General features: G+C 67.3%; 14 protein-coding genes. 10 read left to right on the forward strand and 4 right to left on the reverse strand.

The window, feature by feature from the left end; translation table 11 throughout:
* Window positions 1-1,026 (reverse strand): Bug family tripartite tricarboxylate transporter substrate binding protein, encoded by a 1,026-nt coding sequence (locus ABIC94_RS16165; protein WP_354374015.1) that lies wholly within the window; start codon window positions 1,024-1,026, stop codon window positions 1-3.
* A complete protein-coding gene (locus ABIC94_RS16170; RefSeq protein ID WP_354374016.1) occupies window positions 1,023-1,943 on the reverse strand; it encodes a LysR family transcriptional regulator in 921 nt (306 codons plus the stop codon). The genes ABIC94_RS16165 and ABIC94_RS16170 overlap by 4 nt, the downstream gene beginning before the upstream one ends.
* A gap of 120 nt (window positions 1,944-2,063) precedes the next feature.
* Between ABIC94_RS16170 and ABIC94_RS16175 the strand changes: the two genes are divergently transcribed.
* From ABIC94_RS16175 to ABIC94_RS16185, 3 genes are read left to right on the forward strand one after another with little or no spacing between them, the layout of a single operon-like run.
* Window positions 2,064-4,820, forward strand: a complete 2,757-nt coding sequence (locus ABIC94_RS16175; protein WP_354374017.1) for a tannase/feruloyl esterase family alpha/beta hydrolase — start codon at window positions 2,064-2,066, stop codon at window positions 4,818-4,820.
* The gene (locus ABIC94_RS16180) at window positions 4,820-6,172 is read left to right on the forward strand and encodes a hypothetical protein (protein ID WP_354374018.1); all 1,353 of its coding nucleotides are present in this window, start codon (window positions 4,820-4,822) and stop codon (window positions 6,170-6,172) included. The genes ABIC94_RS16175 and ABIC94_RS16180 overlap by 1 nt, the downstream gene beginning before the upstream one ends.
* A gap of 27 nt (window positions 6,173-6,199) precedes the next feature.
* Window positions 6,200-7,174: a tripartite tricarboxylate transporter substrate-binding protein gene (locus ABIC94_RS16185; RefSeq protein WP_354374019.1), complete on the forward strand. Its 975-nt coding sequence runs from the start codon at window positions 6,200-6,202 to the stop codon at window positions 7,172-7,174.
* A gap of 55 nt (window positions 7,175-7,229) precedes the next feature.
* Here ABIC94_RS16185 and ABIC94_RS16190 read toward each other — a convergent pair whose 3' ends face one another.
* A complete protein-coding gene (locus ABIC94_RS16190) occupies window positions 7,230-8,009 on the reverse strand; it encodes an IclR family transcriptional regulator (protein ID WP_354374020.1) in 780 nt (259 codons plus the stop codon).
* Between the two features lie 188 nt (window positions 8,010-8,197).
* Between ABIC94_RS16190 and ABIC94_RS16195 the strand changes: the two genes are divergently transcribed.
* The 7 genes from ABIC94_RS16195 to ABIC94_RS16225 are packed head-to-tail and all read left to right on the forward strand — an operon-like array spanning window position 8,198 to window position 15,127.
* Window positions 8,198-9,073 (forward strand): amidohydrolase family protein, encoded by an 876-nt coding sequence (locus ABIC94_RS16195; RefSeq protein ID WP_354374021.1) that lies wholly within the window; start codon window positions 8,198-8,200, stop codon window positions 9,071-9,073.
* Between the two features lie 10 nt (window positions 9,074-9,083).
* Window positions 9,084-10,607, forward strand: coding sequence for a sugar ABC transporter ATP-binding protein (locus ABIC94_RS16200; protein WP_354374022.1), 1,524 nt, complete (start codon window positions 9,084-9,086; stop codon window positions 10,605-10,607).
* A gap of 17 nt (window positions 10,608-10,624) precedes the next feature.
* Entirely contained in the window at window positions 10,625-11,659 is a 1,035-nt protein-coding gene (locus tag ABIC94_RS16205; protein ID WP_354374023.1) for an ABC transporter permease, read from the forward strand.
* 31 nt (window positions 11,660-11,690) lie between these two features.
* Window positions 11,691-12,644, forward strand: a complete 954-nt coding sequence (locus ABIC94_RS16210) for an ABC transporter substrate-binding protein (RefSeq protein ID WP_354374024.1) — start codon at window positions 11,691-11,693, stop codon at window positions 12,642-12,644.
* Window positions 12,645-12,666: 22 nt separating this feature from the next.
* Window positions 12,667-13,947 (forward strand): L-fuconate dehydratase, encoded by a 1,281-nt coding sequence (locus tag ABIC94_RS16215; RefSeq protein ID WP_354374025.1) that lies wholly within the window; start codon window positions 12,667-12,669, stop codon window positions 13,945-13,947.
* A gap of 31 nt (window positions 13,948-13,978) precedes the next feature.
* Window positions 13,979-14,755: an SDR family oxidoreductase gene (locus ABIC94_RS16220; RefSeq protein ID WP_354374026.1), complete on the forward strand. Its 777-nt coding sequence runs from the start codon at window positions 13,979-13,981 to the stop codon at window positions 14,753-14,755.
* Between the two features lie 42 nt (window positions 14,756-14,797).
* Window positions 14,798-15,127 (forward strand): L-rhamnose mutarotase, encoded by a 330-nt coding sequence (locus tag ABIC94_RS16225; protein ID WP_354374027.1) that lies wholly within the window; start codon window positions 14,798-14,800, stop codon window positions 15,125-15,127.
* 33 nt (window positions 15,128-15,160) lie between these two features.
* On the opposite strand, the gene ABIC94_RS16230 is transcribed toward ABIC94_RS16225, so the two are convergent.
* Window positions 15,161-16,318 carry an alpha-hydroxy acid oxidase gene (locus ABIC94_RS16230; RefSeq protein ID WP_354374028.1) on the reverse strand — a complete coding sequence of 386 codons (1,158 nt, stop codon included), beginning with the start codon at window positions 16,316-16,318 and terminating at the stop codon, window positions 15,161-15,163.
* Window positions 16,319-16,385 lie beyond the last annotated feature (67 nt).

A 16,385-nucleotide genomic window follows, 5' to 3' on the forward strand; every position in this document is an offset into this window, starting at 1 on the left:
TCAGTCGAACTGCGACCGATCCCCCGCCACCAGTTCGCGGTTGCGCCGCCGGTCGACGGCAATCTCCTGCGCAAAGTCTTCGATGCTGCCGCCGGCCGGAATGTTGTGGGCATCGCGCAGGCGTGCGCGCAGCGGCCCGGTTCGCAGCAGGCGGTTGATCTCCGCATTGAGGCGTTGCACCACGGCGGCGGGTGTGCGTGCCGGCGCGAAGATGCCGAAGAGCGAATCGCGGTTGGCCTTCCCGAAGCCCAGCTCCGCGAGCGTGGGCACCGAGGGCAGCGCCTCGATGCGGGCGGGCGCGCCCACGGCCAGCGCGCGCAGGCGGCCGCTTTCGATGTATTGCAGCTGCTGCGCCGCAACGTTGGTCGACAGCACCTCGAACTGCCCGCTCAGCGCATCGTTGAGCTGCGGGCCGCCGCCCTGATACGGAATGTGCGTGATGTCGGTGCGGCTTTGCATGCGCACCTGCGCCAGCACCATGTGGCCGATGGTGGCCACGCCCGAGGTGGCCCAGCGCACGGCGCCCGGCTGGCTGCGCGCCATGGCGATCAGATCGTCGAAGCTGCGGCCCGCGAAGGCGGGCGTGCCGACCACCAGCACCGGCGTTCGCATGACGCTGGCCACGGGCACGAAGCCGCGCAGCGCGTCGTAGGGCACGCGCGCGAGCAGCGGGTGCAGCGTGAGCGGGCTGATGGCCGAGAAGGCGAGCGTGCAGCCGTCGGGCGTGGCACGCGCGAGCGCATCCATGCCCACGCTGCCGCCCGCGCCGGCGCGGTTTTCGATGAGCACCGGCACGCCCAGCGCCTGCGCGAGCGGTTCGGCCAGTGCGCGCGCCATGCCGTCGCTCACGCCACCGGGCGGATACACCACGATCAACCGGACCGGGCGATTCGGCCAGGGCGGCGCAGCGGCGTGCAGCAGGCGCGGCCCCCCGCACGCGGCGGCGAGTGCCGTGCCCAGGTGGCGCACGAAGCGGCGGCGCTGGAACAGCGGGCTCACTGGTGCAACCCTTGGCGCTGTGCTCATGACCGCGGGTTCTCGCTCGCGAGCCGGCGCAGCAGCGCGGCAAAGTGCTGCGCGGGCAGGTTGTCTTCCTCTGCACGCGATACCAGCGTGAGCGGCGCATCGAGCTGGCCGCCGTCGGCCAGCCGCGCGTAGGCGATGGCATGCGCGTGCACGCCGGTCATCGAGGCCGGCACCACCGAGAGGCCGACACCCGCGGCCACGAGGTTCAGGTTGGTCATCATGCGATCGACTTCGGCCACCACGCGCGGACGCAGCCCCTTGGCATGGCACAGCGCGAGCAGCTCGGCATAGAGGCCGGGCGCGCCGGGGCGGCGCACGAGGATGATGCCTTCCTCGCACACCCTGGCCAGCGGCAGCGGCCGCGAGGCCTTGCTGCGTGCGAGGGCAAAGCGATGGTCGCTGGGCATGGCCACCAGCACCGGTTCGCGCAGCAGCGTTTCGAACACCAGGCCGTCGGGCCGCGCCACCGGCACGCGCAGCAGCCCGCAATGCAGGCGGCCGGCGGCCAGCGCCTCGGTGAGCTCTGCGGCGTTGTCTTCGCGCAGCTGCAGCTCCACGCCCGGATGCGCGCGGCGAAAGGCGCGCAGGGCCTCGGGCATGAAGCGGTGCGCCGCCGCCGAGCTCGTGAAGCCCACCGCGAGGGTGCCGGCCTGCCCCTTGGCCACGCGCGCCATCCGCTGCTTCATGGCCTCCATGTCGTGGAGCATGCGCAGCGCCTCCACCTGGAACAGCCGGCCCGCATCGGTGAGCGCCACGCCGCGCGGATGCCGCCTGAACAGCAGCACGCCCAGCTCGCGTTCGAGCGCCTTGATCTGCTGGCTCAACGGCGGTTGCTGGATGCCCAGTTGCTCTGCGGCGCGCGTCATGTGGCCGGTCTCGGCCACGGCCGCGAAGTAGCGGAGCGCTCTGATGTCCATATCTTTTTCGTATTGAAAGTGCCTTGTTATTTTATTTGACCCGAAGTCACTCGTGCACCTATCGTCCGGCCGCCTGATCAAAAAAGCGGCCCACCGAGGCCGCATGCCGGAGACAAGTCCATGCGCATGTCGCGCCCCTCATCGATGATTCAAGCCGCCTTTCGCGCCTGCCGTTCGTTCGGCCCCGCGATCGGCATTTCCCTGGTTCTGGCCGCGTGCGGCGGCGGCGGTGGAGGAGGGAGCGGCGGCGCCGGTTTCTTCTTCCCCACGCAGCCCACGACGCCGCCCGCCGCCAGCAATCCGCCCGACGCCGAGCCACCGGACAACCCGCCGCCACCGCCCGTGGCGCCTGTGCTCTCGTGCGCGGAGCTGGCCGGCAAGAGCCTGCCCGCCTCGCTGATCGGCCTTCCCACGCAGGGCGCCACCGTCACCAGCGCCACGCCCGTGGCCGCGGGCGACGCCGGCAACCTGATGGGCGACTACTGCCGCGTGCGCGGCACCATCCAGCCGGTCGACCCCGGTTCGCAGGCGATCAACTTCGCGCTCAATCTGCCCGAGAAGTGGAACCAGAAGACCATTCACTTCGGCGGCGGCGGCTTCGACGGCGTGCTCATCGACGGCACCGAGACCATCCGCTTCGGCCCGACCGGAAAGCCTGCGCTGCTGGCACTCGGCTACGCCACCTATGGCGACGATTCGGGCCACCAGGCGAGCAGCATCACCGACGGCCGGTTCGCCGCCAACGACGAGCAGCTGGCCAACTACGGCGGACTGTCGCTCAAGAAAACCCGCGACGTGGCGCAGGCGCTGGTGCTTGCGCGCTACGGCGTCAAGCCCAGGAAGGCCTACTTCCTCGGCACCTCCACCGGCGGGCGCGATGCGCTCGGCTACGTGCAGCGCTGGCCGCTCGACTACGACGGCATCGTTGCCAACGAGCCCGCGCTCAACTACACGGGCACGCGGCTGTCGAACGTGGCGGTGGGCCGCGCGCTCTACAACAACGGCGGCGCCGGCTGGATGAACGTGGCCAAGACGCTGCTGGTGCAGAAGGCCGCGATGCAGGCCTGCGACAAGCTCGACGGCGCGGCCGACAACATCGTAAGCAACGTGGAGAGCTGCCGGCTGCTGAACACGCAGATCCTCGCCTCGCTGCGCTGCAGCGGCGGTGCGGACACGGGCAACACCTGTCTGTCGGATGCACAGATTGCCACCGTGCGCACCATCGAGTCGCCGCTGGACTTCACGACCTACTCGCTCGCCAACGGCGTGAAACGCGCGGGCGGCTACAACATCCTCGAAGGTGCGCTCGTGGCGGGCCCGTACACCACGCGCGACCTCGGCACGCGCCCTGTGCCGGCCAACCCCGCTACATCGGCCGATGCCAACATGTATGTCACGGGCGACCAGTGGGTGAAGTACTTCGTCACGCGCATCGACAGCTTCGACACGCTCGGCTTCGATCCGCTGGACCCGGGCAGCTATGCGGCGCGGGTGACTGCCGTGTCGAACCTCACGGACGCGACCAACCCGAACCTCGCACCGTTCTTCGCGCATGGCGGCCGCATCATCATGCTGCATGGCCTGGCCGACGAGGTGATCAGCCCCAACTCCACCATCGACTACTACCGGCAGCTTGTCGCCACGCTGGGCCAGGCCGCGGTGGACGAGAGCGTGCGCTTCTACACCGTGCCCGGCATGGGCCACGGCACGGGCGTGTTCATTCCCAACTGGGATTCGCTCGCGGCGCTCGAAGGCTGGGTGGAGGGTGGCCTCGCGCCCGCCACCGGCGTGGCGGTGGATGCCGTGGCCGGCACCTACGGCCGCACGCGTCCGCTGTGCCGGTTTCCGTCATGGCCCAAGTACCGCGGCAGCGGCAGCCTCGACGCGGCGGTCAACTACAGCTGCGTGACCGAAGTCGGCGATCCGCTCGCCTGCCCGAACCTGCCCGCGGCCACCACGGCCTACAAGGGCGGCAACGGATTCGGCGAAGAGCTCAGCGTGCAGGTCGATCCCACCACCATGGCCTATGTAGTCACCATCGACGCCAGCCTGCAGCGCACCGCCGGCGCGCAGCGCCGCGGCACGTTGGTGGCGCAGGGGCAGTGCAGCTACGCCAGTGCGGAGAGCGGCGCGGTCTTCACGTTTTCGCCGGGAGGCGTGCTGCTCGGCGGCGTGAACGCGCCGGCCGGCGGCGGCTTCACGCCGCTCCTGGCTTTCCAGACCACCTTCGAGAATGCGGCCACGCCCACGGTGTTCAACCCGGTGGCGAACATCTTCAACGCGGTGGGCGTGCAGCAGGGCACGGGCGGCACGGCGGCACACGCGTCATCGGTGCGGCTGCGCAATGCGGGCACCTTCCAGTACTGCCGCGACGCGACCACCGGCAGCTTCATGGCCTACGACCCGAGCTGCACCCAGACCGAGAAGGGCTACATCACGTACAACGCCGCGCGCAACGCCTACGACCTGCGCACCACGTTGCCGACGGGGGGCTCCACCACCACCGGCGGCACGCTCACCGGCTCGATGGTGATCGGGCTGGTCAACGGCAACGCAGTGCCCCTGCACCTGGTGCGCGAATCGGCCACCAACACCGGGCTGCGGCTGCTGGCGCCGCAGCAGAGCCTGATGGCGGGCGCAGCCGACGGCAGCTACACCGTGGCCAGCGTGCAGGGCGAAAGCCGCGAGGCCACCGTGGCGGGCAGCGCCTTCAACCTGGGCGGCGCCGCCGCGGTGCTGAGCTACGACACGCCGGTGCCGGGCGTGGTGCAGGCCGATGCAGGCCGTCCCGGCAATTTCATCTTCACCCACGGCGTTCTCGGCTTCGTCTCCGCATCGGGGACGGCCGCGGCGCTGGAACTCGGAGCACGGCATTGATGAACAACAGGAAACCGCTTCTTCGCACGGTTGCTTTTGCGCTGCTCGGCACCATGGCCGCGCTGGCGGCCGAGGCCGCCGCCTGGGGCCCCAAGCCCACGGCCTGTCCGGCGCCGGTGCCCGCGCAAACGCGCTGCTACACCGGCGACGATGGCGCCGGCGCGCTCTACTGGATCGCCGTCCCGCAGGCGTGGAACCGCGTGCTCGTCATGCATGCCCATGGCGGCCCCGAGACCGGTCCGCCCAGGCTCGAGCGCAGCGAGGAAGACCTGAAGCGCTGGGCCGTCACCGTGAAGGCCGGCTACGCCTGGGCCGGCTCCACCTACCGGCGCGGCGGCTACGGCGTGACCATGGCCGCCGAAGACACCGAGCGCCTGCGCCGCATCTTCGTGCAGCGCTTCGGCGCACCGCGCCGAACGCTGCTGCATGGCCAGAGCTACGGCGCGGGCGTGGCTGCAAAAGCCGCCGAACTCTATGCGCCGGCGGGCGATGCGAAGAGCCCGTACGACGGCCTGCTGCTCACCAGCGGCGTGCTCGGCGGCGGCAACAGCGCCTACGATTTCCGGCTCGACCTGCGCGTGGTCTACCAGTACGTGTGCCGCAACCATCCGAAGCCTGATGAGCCGCAATATCCGTTGTGGCAGGGCTTGCCGATGGATTCGAAGCTCACGCGCGCCGAACTGGCCGCGCGCGTCAGGGAGTGCACCGGCGTCGGCCTGCCCGCCGCTCAGCGCACGCCCGAGCAGGCCGCGCGGCTCAAGACCATCCTGTCGGTCGTGAAGATCCAGGAGCGTTCGCTGGTGGGCCACCTGAACTGGGCCACCTGGCTGTTCCAGGACCTGGTGCAGCAGCGCCTGGAGGGACGCAATCCCTTCGGCAACATCGGCGTGGTCTACCAGGGCTCGGCGGACGATGCGGCGTTGAATGCCGGCGTGGCGCGCTATGCGGCCGACCCGCAGGCCAAGGGCGCGCTCGCCGCCGACAGCCAGCCCACCGGCCGCACCGCGTTGCCCACCGTGGCCCTGCACGCCATCGACGACCCCACGGCCTTCGTCGAACTCGAAAGCGCCTACAAGCGCATCCGCGATGCCGCCGGCACGGGCGACATGCTGGTGCAGAGCTTCAGTGCCGAGCGCGAGCACAGCTACCTGAGCGATTCGGAATACCCCGCGCTCTTCGGCGCGCTGATGGACTGGATCGACAAGGGCGAGAAGCCCACGCCCCAGAGTCTGGCGCAACGCTGCGTATCGCTCGCGCCGCGCTACGACACCGACGGCAAGAACGGCTGCCACATCAAGCCCGAGTGGCAAGCGCCCGCGCTCGAAACCCGCGTGCCTGCGCGGGCTCCCTGATTTTTTTCTTAACTCGTTGGAGACTCCATGAAAAAACTGTTCGCCCTTGCGGCGATTGTCCTGGCCGCGGGCGCACACGCGCAGGACTTTCCCGCCGGCAAGCCCGTGACCATCGTCGTGCCCTTTGCTGCCGGCGGCCCCACCGACCGCGTGGCGCGCGACTTGGCCGAGGCGCTGCGCAAACCATTGGGCGGCAGCACCGTCATCATCGACAACGTGCCCGGCGCGGGCAGCTCCATCGGTGCGGCCAAGGTGGCGCGCGCCAACCCCGATGGCTACACGCTGCTGCTCAACCACATCGCGATGGCCACCGTGCCCACGCTGGTGCGCAACGTGCCGTTCAAGGTCGAGAGCGATTTCGAATACCTGGGCATCGTCAACGACGTGCCGATGACGTTGATCGCCAAGCCCAGCCTGCCGGCCAACAACTACAAGGAACTGACGGCCTGGATCGCCGCCAACAAGGGCAAGATCAACATCGGCAACGCGGGCGTGGGTTCGGCCTCGCACCTGTGCGGGCTGCTCTTCCAGAGTGCGACCAAGACCGAGATGACGCCCGTGCCCTACAAGGGCACCGCCCCGGCCATCACCGACCTGATCGGCGGGCAGATCGACCTCTTGTGCGACCAGACCACCAACACCTCGCCGCAGATCGAGGCGAAGAAGGTCAAGGCCTACGCGGTGACCACGCCCAGGCGCCTGACCATGCCGCTGCTGAAGGACCTGCCCACGCTCGACGAAGCCGGCCTGAAGAATTTCGAGGTCACGATCTGGCACGGCCTGTACGCGCCCAAGGGCACGCCGGCGCCGGTGCTCAAGAGGCTCAACGATGCGCTGAAGGTCGCGCTGAAAGACCCGGACTTCATCAAGCGCGAAGAACTGCTGGGCGCCGTCGTGGCAACCGATGGCCGCATCGAGCCCGCGGGCCACAAGAAGTTCGTGATCGACGAGATCGCCAAGTGGACGCCGGTGATCAAGGCGGCTGGCGTCTACGCGGACTGAGAGCCGGTCATTTACCCAACCATCGCCCCTGTGGGCAGGCGCCGGATTCGATAGCCTAGGCGTTCGCCAGCAGTGAGAGATCGCGCGCGGCCTGCAGCATCAGCTCTCGCGCGCGGTCGAGCGACGGAATCGCGTGGCGGTCGATGCGCCGGATGTACGGCGTGGTGAGCACCGCCAGCGCATGGCCGTGCGGCCCGAGGATCGGGCACGAGATGTCGATCACACCGAAGTACTGCAGGCTCTCGCGCTGCCGGTAGCCGGTGGCGCGCACGGCTTCGAGCATGTGCTCCAGCTCGTCGGGCGGTATCTGCACCTCGCCGTCGAGCGCGACGTGCTCGGCCAGCATCTGCTTGCGCCGCGCATCCGATTCGCAGGCCAGCAGCACCTGGCCGGAGCCCGTGTCCAGCAGGTTCACGCGCGTGCCCGGACGCACCGTCATGCTGCTGGCGGCGGGGCTGTTGACCTGCGCCACGATCTGCACGTTGCCCCGGTCGTACACGCCGAGGTGGCAGGCCTGCTCGGCCTCCTTGGCATAGCGGTCCATCACCGGCAGCGCCTGCGCGACCAGGCGGTGCGTGGGCGGGTAGCGGTGGGCGAGGTCGAACATCTTCAGGCTCAGGCTGTAGCGGTCGCCCGCCAGCGAACGCAGCACGTACTGCCGCGCCACCAGCCGCTCGAGCATGCGGTAGATCTCGCTCGGGCCGCGGTCCAGCGCCTTCACGATCTCGCCGCGCGTGAGGCCGTCGGGCTGGTCAGCGAGCAGCTCGAGGATGTCCAGCCCCTTGTCGAGGGCGGGAGCGCGGTAGCGGTCCGCGTCGTCGGCAGGCTTGGCCAAAACTTCAGATGAGAGAGATTTGTTCACTGGTGAATTTCACCAGCAGGCTTTGTTTTTTGCAAGTTTCGTTCTACGGGTAAGCCCCGATGAATCGCGCTTGACGCTGAAAGTTCGCATGTAAATACTCTGTTCGCATATGGACTAGAGAGGCAAGGCGTGCGGCGGCTCCCTTCCGCCCGCGTCACGACATGATCCAGCGCATCGACTCGCATCAGCATTTCTGGCGACCCGCGCGCGGCGACTACGCGTGGCTGCGCGCCGATGTGCCCGCCCTCGCGCCGCTGGTGCGCGACTTTCTTCCCGAGCATCTTGCACCGCTGTTGCACGCGCATGGGGTGGAGCGGACCGTGCTCGTGCAGGCCGCCGACTCGGAAGCCGAAACCGGCTTCATGCTCGAGCTGGCCACTGCGAACGACGTGGTGGGCGGCGTGGTCGGCTGGGCGGACCTGAGCAGCCCCGATGCCGTGGCCTCGATCGAACGCATGGCGCGGCATCCCAAGTTCAAGGGCGTGCGGCCGATGCTGCAAGACCTGCCCGAGGACGACTGGATCGCGCGCATGCCGCGTCCCGATGCGGTGCAGGCGCTCGTGCGCCTGGGCCTGCGCTTCGATGCGCTGGTGAAGCCGCGGCACCTGTCTTCGCTGATGCGCTTCCTGAACGACTGGCCGCAACTGCCCGTGGTGATCGACCACGCCGCCAAGCCGCCCGTGGGCGCGCATGACAGCGAAGTCTTCGCGACCTGGCGCAAGGACATGAGCGCGCTCGCCGCGCTGCCGCAGGTGTGCTGCAAGTTCTCCGGCCTCTGGGGCGAGGCGCCGCCATCGACGCACGGCGATGTCGATGCGGCGGCGCGCGCCGTGCGCCCGGTGTGGGAGCCGCTGCTCGAAAGCTTCGGCCCCGCGCGCCTCATGTGGGGCAGCGACTGGCCGGTGCTCACGCTGGCCGGCGACTATGCGGGCTGGATCGCGGTCAGCGAGGCCTGCATCGGCGGCCTGTCGGCCAGCGAGCAGGCGCACATCTGGCGCGGCACCGCGCAACGCTTCTACGGCCTTCCGATGGACTGAACGCGCCGCCATGCAACCCATCGTCACCATTCGCGATCTCTGCAAATCCTTTGCCGGCGTACGCGCCCTCGACAAGGCCCACTTCGACCTGCTGCCCGGCGAGGTGCATGCACTGATGGGAGAGAACGGCGCGGGCAAGTCCACGCTCATGAAAGTGCTGGCAGGCGTCTACAGCAAGGACTCCGGCGAGGTGATGTTCGACGGCCGGCCCGTGGACATCGCGAGCCCGCGCGCGGCGCAGGCCCTGGGCATCGGGATCATCCATCAGGAACTCAACCTGATGAACCACCTGAGCGCCGCACAGAACATCTTCATCGGCCGCGAGCCGCGCGGGCGCTTCGGCCTCTTCATCGACGAAGACGCGATGCGCGCCGAGGCCGCGCGCATCTTCGCGCGCATGAATCTGCGGCTCGACCCGCACACGCCGGTGGGCGAGCTCACGGTGGCCAGGCAGCAGATGGTCGAGATCGCCAAGGCGCTCTCGTTCGACTCGCGCGTGCTCATCATGGACGAGCCCACCGCCGCGCTGAACAACGAAGAGGTGGCCGACCTGTTCCGCATCATCGGCCAGCTCAGGTCGCAGGGCGTGGCCATCGTCTACATCTCGCACAAGATGGACGAGCTCAAGCGCATTGCCGACCGCGTGACCGTGATGCGCGACGGCCAGTACATCGCCACCGTGTCGATGGCCGAAACGCCGATGGACACGCTCATCGCCATGATGGTGGGCCGCCAGCTCACCGAGGTGGAGAACGACTTTCCCGACACCTCGGGCAACGAAATCGTGCTCGAGGCCCGGGGCATCACGCGTGGATCGATGGTGCGCGATGCGAGCTTCGTATTGCGCCGGGGCGAGATCCTGGGCTTTGCGGGGCTCATGGGCGCGGGCCGCACGGAACTGGCGCGCGCGGTGTTCGGCGCCGACCCCATCGACGCGGGCGAGGTTCGCGTGCGCGGCAAGAAGGTGTCGATCAAGTCGCCCGAGGATGCGGTGTCGCACGGCATCGGCTACCTCTCCGAAGACCGCAAGCACTTCGGCCTGGCCACCGGCATGGACGTGGAGACCAACATCGCGCTGCCGAGCATGAAGAAGTTCCTGTCCATGGGCGTCTTCATCGACCAGGCCGCCATCGAGGCGGCCGGCGAACGTTATGTGAAGCAGCTCAGCATCAAGACACCCTCGGTGCGCCAGCAGGTGCGGCTGCTCTCGGGCGGCAACCAGCAGAAGATTGTCATCGCCAAATGGCTGTTGCGCGACTGCAGCGTGCTCTTCTTCGACGAGCCCACGCGCGGCATCGACGTGGGTGCCAAGGCCGAGATCTACCACCTGCTCAACGAGCTGGCCGCGCAAGGCAAGGCCATCGTGATCATCTCTTCGGAGCTGCCCGAGATATTGCGCGTGAGTCACCGCGTGCTGGTGATGTGCGAAGGCCGCATCACCGGTGAACTGGCGGGGCGCGAAGCCTCGCAGGAAAAGATCATGCAGCTCGCCACCCGGCGTGAAACCACCGCTGCTGCTGCCGCCACCGCATGACGACTGGAGACAACGCTTTGACGACCCCCAACGCTACCACCGCCACCACCGCCCCCGTATCGGGCTTCTCGCTGAAGGCGCGGCTTTTCAGGCCCGCCACGCGGCAGAAGCTGCTGGCCTTTGCCAGCCTCATCGCGCTGATGGTGTTCTTCAGCTTCGCGTCGCCGCAGTTTTTGCAGACCGACAACCTCGTGAGCATCCTGCAGTCGACCGCGGTGAACGGCGTGCTGGCCATTGCCTGCACCTTCGTCATCGTCACCGCGGGCATCGACCTGTCGGTGGGCACGCTGATGACTTTCTGCGCCGTCATGGCCGGCGTGGTGCTCACCTACATGGGCATGCCGCTCGCGCTCGGCATCGCGGCCGCGATCTTCTTCGGCGCGCTGGCCGGGTTCGTCTCGGGCGTGCTGATCGCCAAGCTCAAGATCCCGCCCTTCATCGCGACGCTGGGCATGATGATGCTGCTCAAGGGCCTGTCGCTCGTGATCTCGGGCACCAAGCCGATCTACTTCAACGACACGCCGGACTTCCCGGCCATCTCGCAGGAATCGCTGATCGGCTACTTCATTCCGTCGCTGCCGATTCCGAATGCGGTGCTGATCCTGTTCCTGGTTGCGGTTGCCGCGAGCATCCTGCTCAACAAGACCATCTTCGGACGCTACACCTTCGCGCTCGGCAGCAACGAAGAGGCCGTGCGCCTGTCGGGCGTGAACACCGACTTCTGGAAGGTCGTGGTCTACACGGTGAGTGGCGGCATCTGCGGCATCGCGGGCCTCTTGATCGCCTCGCGCCTGAACTCCGCGCAGCCTGCGCTGGGACAGGGCTACGAGCTCGACGCGATCGCGGCCGTCGTCATCGGCGGCACCTCGCTCAGCGGGGGCACCGGCACCATCGTGGGCACGATCATCGGCGCCTTCATCATGAGCGTGCTGACCAACGGCCTGCGCATTCTCTCGGTCGCGCAGGAATGGCAAACGGTGGTCACGGGCGTGATCATCATCCTGGCCGTGTATGCGGACATCCTGCGCCGCCGCAGCAGCAGCAAGCATTGACCCCATTTCTACAACCACAGGAGACCTTTGCATGATTCAACGAAGAGCAGTCACCGCCGCGATCGGCGCGGCCCTCATCGGCCTGTCGGGCTTCGCGCAGGCACAGCAGGCGCAAGAGATCTACATCCCGCTCGTGTCGAAGGGCTTCCAGCATCAGTTCTGGCAGGCCGTGAAGTCCGGCGCCGAGCAGGCTGCGAAGGACCTGAAGGTCAAGGTCACTTTCGAAGGCCCCGAGACCGAGGCGATGGTCGACAAGCAGATCGACATGCTCTCCGCCGCGCTCGCCAAGAAGCCGCAGGCCATCGGATTTGCCGCGCTCGACAGCCAGGCCGCCATTCCGCTCCTGAAGAAGGCGCAGGCCGCGAAGATTCCCGTGGTGGCGTTCGACTCGGGCGTGGACAGCGACATCCCGGTGACCACCACAACGACCGACAACAAGGCCGCCGCCGCGCTGGCCGCCGACAAGATGGCCGAGCTGATCGGCAAGACGGGCGAAGTGGCGTTGGTGGTGCACGACCAGACCAGCCGCACCGGCATGGACCGGCGCGACGGCTTCGTGAACCGCATCAAGTCGACCTACCCGAACATCAAGATCGTGAGCGTGCAGTACGGCGGCGGCGACCAGCTGAAATCGACCGAGATCACCAAGTCGATCCTGCAGGCCTCGCCGAACCTGAAGGGCATCTTCGGCGCCAACGAGGGCTCCGCCATCGGCGTGGTCAACGGCGTGAAGGAGATGAAGCGCAACGGCAAGGTCGTGATCATCGGCTACGACTCCGGCAAGCAGCAGAAGAACGCGATCATCGACGGCAGCATGGCCGGCGCGATCACGCAGAACCCGGTGGGCATGGGCTACAAGACCGTGGAGATGGCGGTGAAGGCGATCAAGGGCGAAAAGCTGCCCAAGGTGGTGGATACAGGCTTCTTCTGGTACGACAAGACGAACATCACCGACCCGAAGATTGCCACTGTTCTGTACGACTGATTCTTTCGACGAAGACTTGTCCATGACCATCGTCCGATCCATGCGCGTACTGGACGTGCGCTTTCCCACTTCGCAGCAACTCGACGGCTCCGACGCGATGAACCCCGACCCGGACTACTCCGCGGCGCATGTCGTGCTCGAAACCGATCAGCCGGGGCTCGAAGGCCATGGCCTGACCTTCACCATCGGCCGCGGCAACGAGATCTGCTGCGCGGCCATCGAGGCGATGCGTCACCTGGTCGTCGGGCTCGATCTGCAGTGGGTGGCCGAGGACATGGGCCGCTTCTGGCGGCACATCACCTCCGACAGCCAGCTGCGCTGGATCGGTCCCGACAAAGGCGCCATTCACCTTGCGACCGGCGCGGTGGTCAATGCGATGTGGGACCTGTGGGCCAAGTCCGAAGGCAAGCCGGTGTGGCAGCTGGTGGCGGACATGAGCCCCGAGGAGCTGGTGCGGTGCATCGACTTTCGCTACATCACCGACTGCATAACGCCCGATGAGGCGCTTGTGTTGCTGCGCGATGCGGCCGCCGGCAAGGCCGAGCGCATCGCCACGCTGCAGGCCGAAGGCTACCCCTGCTACACGACTTCGGCCGGATGGCTCGGCTACTCCGACGAGAAGCTGAGGCACCTGGCGCAAGAGGCGGTCGATGCGGGCTTCAATCACATCAAGCTCAAGGTCGGCCGTGATCTGCAGGACGACATCCGCCGCCTGAGAGTGGCGCGCGAAGTGCTCGGGCCCGACCGCCACCTGATGATCGACGCCAACCAGGTCTGGGAAGTCGACCAAGCCATCGACTGGGTGCGGCAGCTGGCATTCGCCAAGCCCTGGTTCATCGAGGAGCCGACAAGTCCCGATGACGTCGAAGGCCATCGCAAGATCCGCGAAGGCATCGCGCCGGCGGTGAAGGTGGCCACGGGCGAGATGTGCCAGAACCGCATCATGTTCAAGCAGTTCATCATGCGCGGCGCCATCGACGTGGTGCAGATCGATTCGTGCCGGCTCGGCGGCGTGAACGAGATCCTGGCGGTGATGCTGATGGCTGCGAAGTACAAGCTGCCCGTGTGCCCGCATGCGGGTGGCGTGGGGCTTTGCGAGTACGTGCAGCACCTGTCGATGATCGACTACCTGTGCATCTCGGGGACGCGCGAGGGGCGGGTGATCGAGTATGTGGACCACCTGCATGAACACTTCACCGAGCCCTGCGTGATTCGCGGTGCGGCGTACATGCCGCCGACGGCAGCGGGCTTCTCGATCACGATGAAGCCCGAGTCGCTCGAGCAGTACCGCTTCCGCGGCTGAACAGACAACGAAAGAAAAGGCACGGAAAACCATGGACCTGCATCTGAAAGACAAGGTGGTGATCGTGACCGGTGGCGGCAGCGGCATCGGCGCGGCCATCTCGCTCACGCTCGCACGCGAAGGAGCGGTGCCGGTGATCTGCGGCAAGAACCCGCTCGACGCGCCGTTCGAGCAAGAGCTGCGCGCGCTGCAGCCGCACGCACGGTTCATCCAGTTCGAGCTGATGGAAGAAGCGGCTTGCGCCAAGGCCGTCGAAACCACCGTCGCCGAGTTCGGCCGCATCGACGGGCTCGTCAACAACGCGGGTGTGAACGACAGCGTGGGCCTCGAAGCGGGGCGCGAGGCCTTCGTTGCTTCGCTGGAGCGCAACCTCATCCACTGCTACGTGATGGCGCATTTCAGCCTGCCGCACCTGAAAGCCAGCCGTGGCGCCATCGTCAACATCTCGTCGAAGACCGCGGTAACGGGGCAGGGCAACACCAGCGGCTACACCGCAGCCAAGGGCGCGCAACTGTCGCTGACGCGCGAGTGGGCGGCATCGCTGCTGGAGGACGGCGTGCGCGTCAATGCCGTGATTCCGGCCGAGGTGATGACGCCGCTGTACCAGCGCTGGATATCGGCCTTCGACGAACCCGACCGCAAGCTCGCGGCCATCACCGACAAGATTCCGCTGGGGCGACGCATGACCACGCCGCAGGAAATTGCCAACAACGTGGTGTTCCTGCTATCGGAGCAGGCGTCGCACACGACCGGGCAATGGGTGTTCGTCGACGGTGGCTACACGCATCTGGACCGGGCGTTGACCTGATCTTTTTTCTTCACCCTTTCCACTGGAACGAACGAGCCGCCCATGCGCCATTGCCTTGCCCTTGACCTCAGAGACGACCCGGCGCTGATTGCGGAATACGAGGCCTACCACCGCAGCATCTGGCCCGAGGTGCGCGCGCATCTGCATGCGCACGGCGTGACGGGCATGGAGATCTATCGTCTCGGCACGCGGATGGTGATGCTGATGGAGACGGACGACGCGCGGTATGACGCCGAGGCCATGGCGGCTGCAACGCGGGGCGACCCGAAGATTCGGGAGTGGGAAGAGCTGATGTGGAAGTTTCAGGCGCCTACGCCCTGGACGCCTGAAGGGGAGAAGTGGGTGGCCATGGAGCGGATATTCGAGTTGTAGGCTCCTTCGCATCAGCCTACCCCCGAAGTGGCCTTAGAAGGTGCCCGGCAGCAGGATGCTCGAATCGACCTGGTCGATCTGCGTGCGACCGCAGAAGGCCATGGTGATGTCCAGCTCCTTGTGAATGATCTGCAGCGCGCGCGTCACGCCCTCTTGCCCGTGAGCCCCCAGGCCGTACAGGAAACTGCGGCCGATCAGGGTGCCGCGGGCGCCGAGCGCGCGGGCCTTGAGCACGTCTTGCCCGCTGCGGATGCCGCCGTCCATCCACACCTCGATCTCGCTGCCCACGGCCTCGACGATGGCCGGCAGGGCCGCGATGGACGAGGGTGCGCCGTCGAGCTGGCGGCCGCCGTGGTTCGACACGATGAGCGCATCGGCACCGCTGGCCGCCGCAAGGCGGGCGTCTTCCACGTCCATGATGCCCTTCAGGATGAGCTTGCCGCCCCAGAGCTTCTTGATCCACTCCACGTCGGCCCAGCTGAGCGCGGGGTCGAACTGCTCGGCGGTCCACGAGGAGAGCGACGAAAGATCCTTCACGCCCTTCGCATGGCCCGCGATGTTGCCGAAGGTGCGGCGCTTTGTACCGAGCATGCCCAGGCACCAGTGCGGCTTGGTTGCCAGGTTGAGCATGTTGGCGATGGTCGGCTTGGGCGGCGCGGTGAGGCCGTTCTTGATGTCCTTGTGGCGCTGGCCCAGTATCTGCAGGTCGAGCGTGAGCTGCAGCGCCGAGACGTTCGCGGCGCGCGCACGCTCGATCAGCCGCTCGATGAAGTCGCGGTCTTTCATGACATAGAGCTGAAACCAGAACGGATGCCGGCCGGTGTGTTCGGCAATGTCCTCGAGCGAGCAGATGCTCATGGTCGATAGCGTGAACGGAACGCCGAAGGCCTTGGCCGCGCGCGCGCCGAGAATTTCGCCGTCGGCGTGCTGCATGCCGGTAAGGCCGGTGGGCGCAATGGCCACCGGCATGGCCACGTCCTGGCCGATCATGGTGGAGCGGGTGGACCGGCCCTCCATGTTCACCGCCACGCGCTGGCGCAGCTTGATCTTCTGGAAGTCGCTCTCGTTGGCGCGGTAGGTGCTCTCGGTCCAGGCGCCGGAGTCGGCGTAGTCGTAGAACATTTTCGGCACGCGCCGCTTGGCGATCACCCGCAGGTCTTCGATGCAGGTAATCTTGGAAAGGTCGGGCACGAGGCGGTCTCCTGTTGGGTCTTCTATGGGTTGCGCAAGGCGGGCCGTTGTCTTGTCGCTTGTCGAC

It is taken from the genome of Variovorax paradoxus, from assembly GCF_040544635.1.
GTDB classification, from domain to species: Bacteria; Pseudomonadota; Gammaproteobacteria; order Burkholderiales; family Burkholderiaceae_C; genus Variovorax; species Variovorax paradoxus_R.